Source organism: Micromonospora sp. M51 (genome assembly GCF_018070305.1).
Lineage (GTDB): Bacteria > Actinomycetota > Actinomycetes > Mycobacteriales > Micromonosporaceae > Micromonospora > Micromonospora parva.
Window position 1 is genome coordinate 1 of record NZ_JAGPXZ010000602.1, and the last position, 3,853, is coordinate 3,853.

The 3,853-nt window shown below is 73.4% G+C and carries 3 protein-coding genes and 1 pseudogene; all 4 read right to left on the reverse strand.

Translation table 11 applies throughout. The annotated features are described in order from the left end of the window. Positions 1 to 1,717, reverse strand: a pseudogene (locus KBX53_RS25320) (hypothetical protein); the annotation flags it as partial. Between the two features lie 76 nt (positions 1,718 to 1,793). Continuing rightward, positions 1,794 to 2,102, reverse strand: coding sequence for a cupin (locus KBX53_RS25325; protein WP_210862015.1), 309 nt, complete (start codon positions 2,100 to 2,102; stop codon positions 1,794 to 1,796). Continuing rightward, a complete protein-coding gene (locus tag KBX53_RS25330; RefSeq protein WP_030329961.1) occupies positions 2,099 to 3,049 on the reverse strand; it encodes an LLM class F420-dependent oxidoreductase in 951 nt (316 codons plus the stop codon). The genes KBX53_RS25325 and KBX53_RS25330 overlap by 4 nt, the downstream gene beginning before the upstream one ends. A 2-nt stretch (positions 3,050 to 3,051) precedes the next feature. Further along, positions 3,052 to 3,837, reverse strand: a complete 786-nt coding sequence (locus KBX53_RS25335) for an ABC transporter ATP-binding protein (RefSeq protein WP_030329963.1) — start codon at positions 3,835 to 3,837, stop codon at positions 3,052 to 3,054. Between the last annotated feature and the right edge of the window lie 16 nt (positions 3,838 to 3,853).

Genomic DNA, 3,853 nt, shown 5'->3' on the forward strand with positions numbered 1-3,853 from the left:
TCCCGGATGCGCCCGTGCCGGTCGTGTCCGTGCCGGTGGTGTCCGTGCCAGTCGTTTCCGTGGCGGTCGTGTGCGTGCCGGTCGTGTGCGTGCCGGTCGTGTGCGTGCCGGTCGTGTCCGTGCCGGGTGCGTCGGTGCTGGTCGTGTGCGTGCCGGTCGTGTCCGTGCCGGGTGCGTCGGTGCTGGTCGGGGTGGCGGCCTTGCGGGTGGTGCGCCGACCGGTCAGCTTGCCGCTCGTGCCCGTCGCCACGCTGTCGGTTGGCCCGTCGGCCGCTCGGCCGCCTGCCGGGTTGGTGGCGTCGGTGCGTCCGGCGGCGCTGCTGGTCGCGGTGGCGGCACTGGCGTCGGTGCTGGCCGAGGGCCCGGTCGTGGCCGGGGCGTCATCGTCGCGCACCGAGGGCGTCTGGGCTGCCGCGGCGAGTTCACCGGTCGGCGCGGTCAGCCAGGCAGCGGACTGAGTCGGACCGGCGGGGGACAACGGACCAGCGGAAGACAGCGGATCAGCGGGGGACAACGGACCAGCGGGAGACGCCGGGCCGGCGGGGGACAGCGGATCCGCCGGAGACGGCGGGGTGGAGGCGGACGGAGCAGCGGCGGGAGTCGGGCCGTGCTGGCCGCTCGCTGTGGTCCCCGGCCAGTCCCAGTGGGCCGGGACGGTGCGTACACCCTCGGGGTCGCCCGTCGGCCACGGGCCGGCGACGACGCCCGGCTGCGCGCGGGTGGACAGTTCGGCGTTGGCCGACTCCGGGTCGGCGCGCTCGGCGGTGTCCCGATCGTTCGCCGGCGTGGCGTCGGGCAACGCCGGGCCGGCGGGCAGTGGGCGCAGGATGGCGGTGGGCTTGATCGCCTGCGGATCGGCGGTACGGGTGCCCGTCGGCCAGCGCAGCAGCGCGGCGGCGGCCGCGCCGAGTGCTCCGGCGAGGATCGCGATCAACGAGCCGTAGTAGGGGGTGGCCTGGTAGCGGTCCACCGCGTCACCCGGACCGGCGGTCAGGTAGGCGAACGCCACCAGCACCGGTCCGGCCACCCCGGTGGCCCCGCTGACCAGTGGGGCCTGGCCGCGCCAGCGAGCCAGCCCGGCGGTCGCCGCGCCGGCCAACAGCGCCACGGTGGGCAGCAGGAGCAGCGCCAGCCGCTGGGCGGCGGCGTCGCCGAGCCAGCTCGGCTCCAGCACGCCGAGCCGGACGGTCGGCAGCGGGCCGACAGTGCCGAGCGACGGTAGGACGGAGATGAGCGCCAGCAACCAGACCGCACCGGCCACAGCCGTCATGTTCCAGCCCAGCTCGGGCCGGAACAGGACAGCGATCGCCGCGCCCGCCCCGATCACCGCACCGACCATGGCGCAGATGCCCACCGCCCAGACCGGGTCGACGGAGATCAGCTCCGCGGCGCGGGCGGGCTGCATGCAGAGCGGGGCGATGACTGTGGCGCCGAGCGCCGCCGCGCCACCGACCGCCAACTGCCGGCCGGTGCTGGCCGCCGGAACGTCGCGGCGGGCGAGGCGTCCGGTCAGGACGGCACCGGCCACGGCGGCGTGCGCGGCGAACCAGCCCACCCAGACGAGCTGGGCCGGCCACTGGTTGACTGTCGTACCGGTGAATGCGCCGGTCAGGCGGACGATGCCGAAACCGTACGCGACGCCGAGCTGGCCGGCTCCGGCCAGCACGCTCACCCCGAGCGCCGTGAGCAGCAGTTTGCCCCAGGTCCGAAAGGCCATGTCCGGCACGTTACGCACCTGGTACACCCGATAGCCAACGGCGCGCCGCGCGGCACGCCGGTGGCCACCGGCGGGTCTACTTGAGTTCGACCAGCCGGGCCAGGTAAGTCGTATCCCCGACATTGGTCAGCATGTGCACCGCGCCCGGGTCCCGGTAGACCACTCCGCCGGTGGGCTCGTCGGCGACGATCCGGGTGCCGTCGACGGTCTGTACGACGTTCTTGGCGCCCTCGATCGCCACCACCAGGTAGGGGTGGTCGTGCCGGTGCAGCGGTTGCCGCTCGCCCGGTTCGAGGCGGATGTGCCAGACCCGGACCCGGTCGTTCTCGTACACGATCTCCTGACCCACCGGTCCGAGTTCGGTTCCGTCGATCACGTCGGTCATCGTGCTCCGTCCAGTTGGGGCAGCACCTCGGCGGCGATCAGCTCAAGGTGGTCGAGATCATCGAAGTCGATCAGGCGCAGGTGGACCCGCGTGGTGCCGATGGCGGCGAACTCGTTGATCCGTTGCGCGAGTTGCGCGGGGGAGCCGACCACCGGGTCCTCCGGAGGCAGCGCGCTCTTCTCGTGCAGGGGCGCGGCCCGACGCTGGGCCTCCGCGTCGGTGCGGCCGATGGCGACGACGATGCCGGCGGAGAGCACCAACGGGTCGCGCCCGGACTCCGCCCGTCCGGTCCGCTCACACGCCTCGCGCACCCGGTCGTACGCCTCGGCGGTGACGGCCACGGACTTGAACGGCATGTTGAACTCGTCGGCGTACCGGGCGGCCAGTTCGGGTGTGCGCTTGGGGCCGCGCCCGCCCACGATGATCGGCGGGCCGGGAACCTGCACCGGCTTGGGCAGCGCGGGAGCGTCCACCAGCCGGTAGTGGTCGCCGGTGAAGGTGTACGTCTGGCCGGGCGGGGTGCCCCACAAACCGGTGATCACCTCCAGCTGCTCGGCGAGCCGGTCGAAGCGCTCGCCGACCGCCGGGAACGGGATGCCGTACGAGGTGTGCTCGCGCTCGTACCAGCCGGCGCCGATGCCCAGGTCGACCCGGCCACCGCTCATCTGGTCGACCTGCGCGACCATCACCGCGAGCGGGCCGGGCAGGCGGAACGTGGCCGACGTCACCAGGGTGCCGAGCCGGATCCGTTCGGTTTCCCGGGCCAGGGCGGCGAGGGTCAGCCAGGCGTCCGTCGGGCCGGGCAGGCCCGGGTCCGCGCCCATCGACTGGTAGTGATCGGCGCGGAGGAAGCCCTCGTAGCCGCAGGCCTCAACCAGCCGGGCGAACCGGAGCTGGGTGTCGTAGCTGGCGCCACGGTTCGGCTCGGTGAAGACCGACACCCGCATGGTCAGTGTCCTTCCGCGCCGACGGAGGCCGGCTGCTCGCGTTCCATCAGCAGTTCGTGCAGGTCGGCACTGACCTGGGCGACGTCGGCCAGGTGGGCGTTGCGGCCCAGGGTGCGGGGCCGGGGGATGGCCACCTCGACGACCTTGCGGATCCGGCCGGGACGGGGGCTCAGCACGACCACCCGGTCGGCGAGCAGCACCGCCTCGTCGATCGAGTGGGTGACGAAGACGATCGTCGGCTTGTTCTCCATGTGCACCCGCTGGAGTTCGCCGGAGAGTTCCTCGCGGGTGAGCGCGTCCAGCGCGGAGAACGGCTCGTCCATCAGCATCACCCGGGGCTCGCCGATCAGCGACCGGCACAGTGAGACCCGCTGCTGCATGCCGCCGGAGAGCTCGTGCGGCAGCCGCTTCTCGAAGCCGGCCAACCCGGCCACGTCGAGCAGTTGCCGGGCCCGTTCCCGGTGCTTGGCGCGGCTCCAGCCGAAGATCTCCACGGGCAGCAGGACGTTGTCCAGCACGGTGCGCCAGGGCAGCAGCGCCGGCTTCTGGAACAGCATGGCGATGTCCTGGCGCGGGCGGGTGATCGGCGTACCGGCGACGGTGATCTCACCGGCGCTCAGCGGGAGCAGGCCGGCGATCAGCCGCAGCAGAGTGGACTTGCCGCAGCCGGAGCGGCCGAGCACGGCGACGAACTCGCCCTCGGCGACGTCGAGGTCGATGCCGCGCAGCGCCTCCACCCGGCCGGACCGGCCCTCGAAGGTGCGGGACACCCCGGACAGTCGGATCATCTCCGGCGTACCTCCG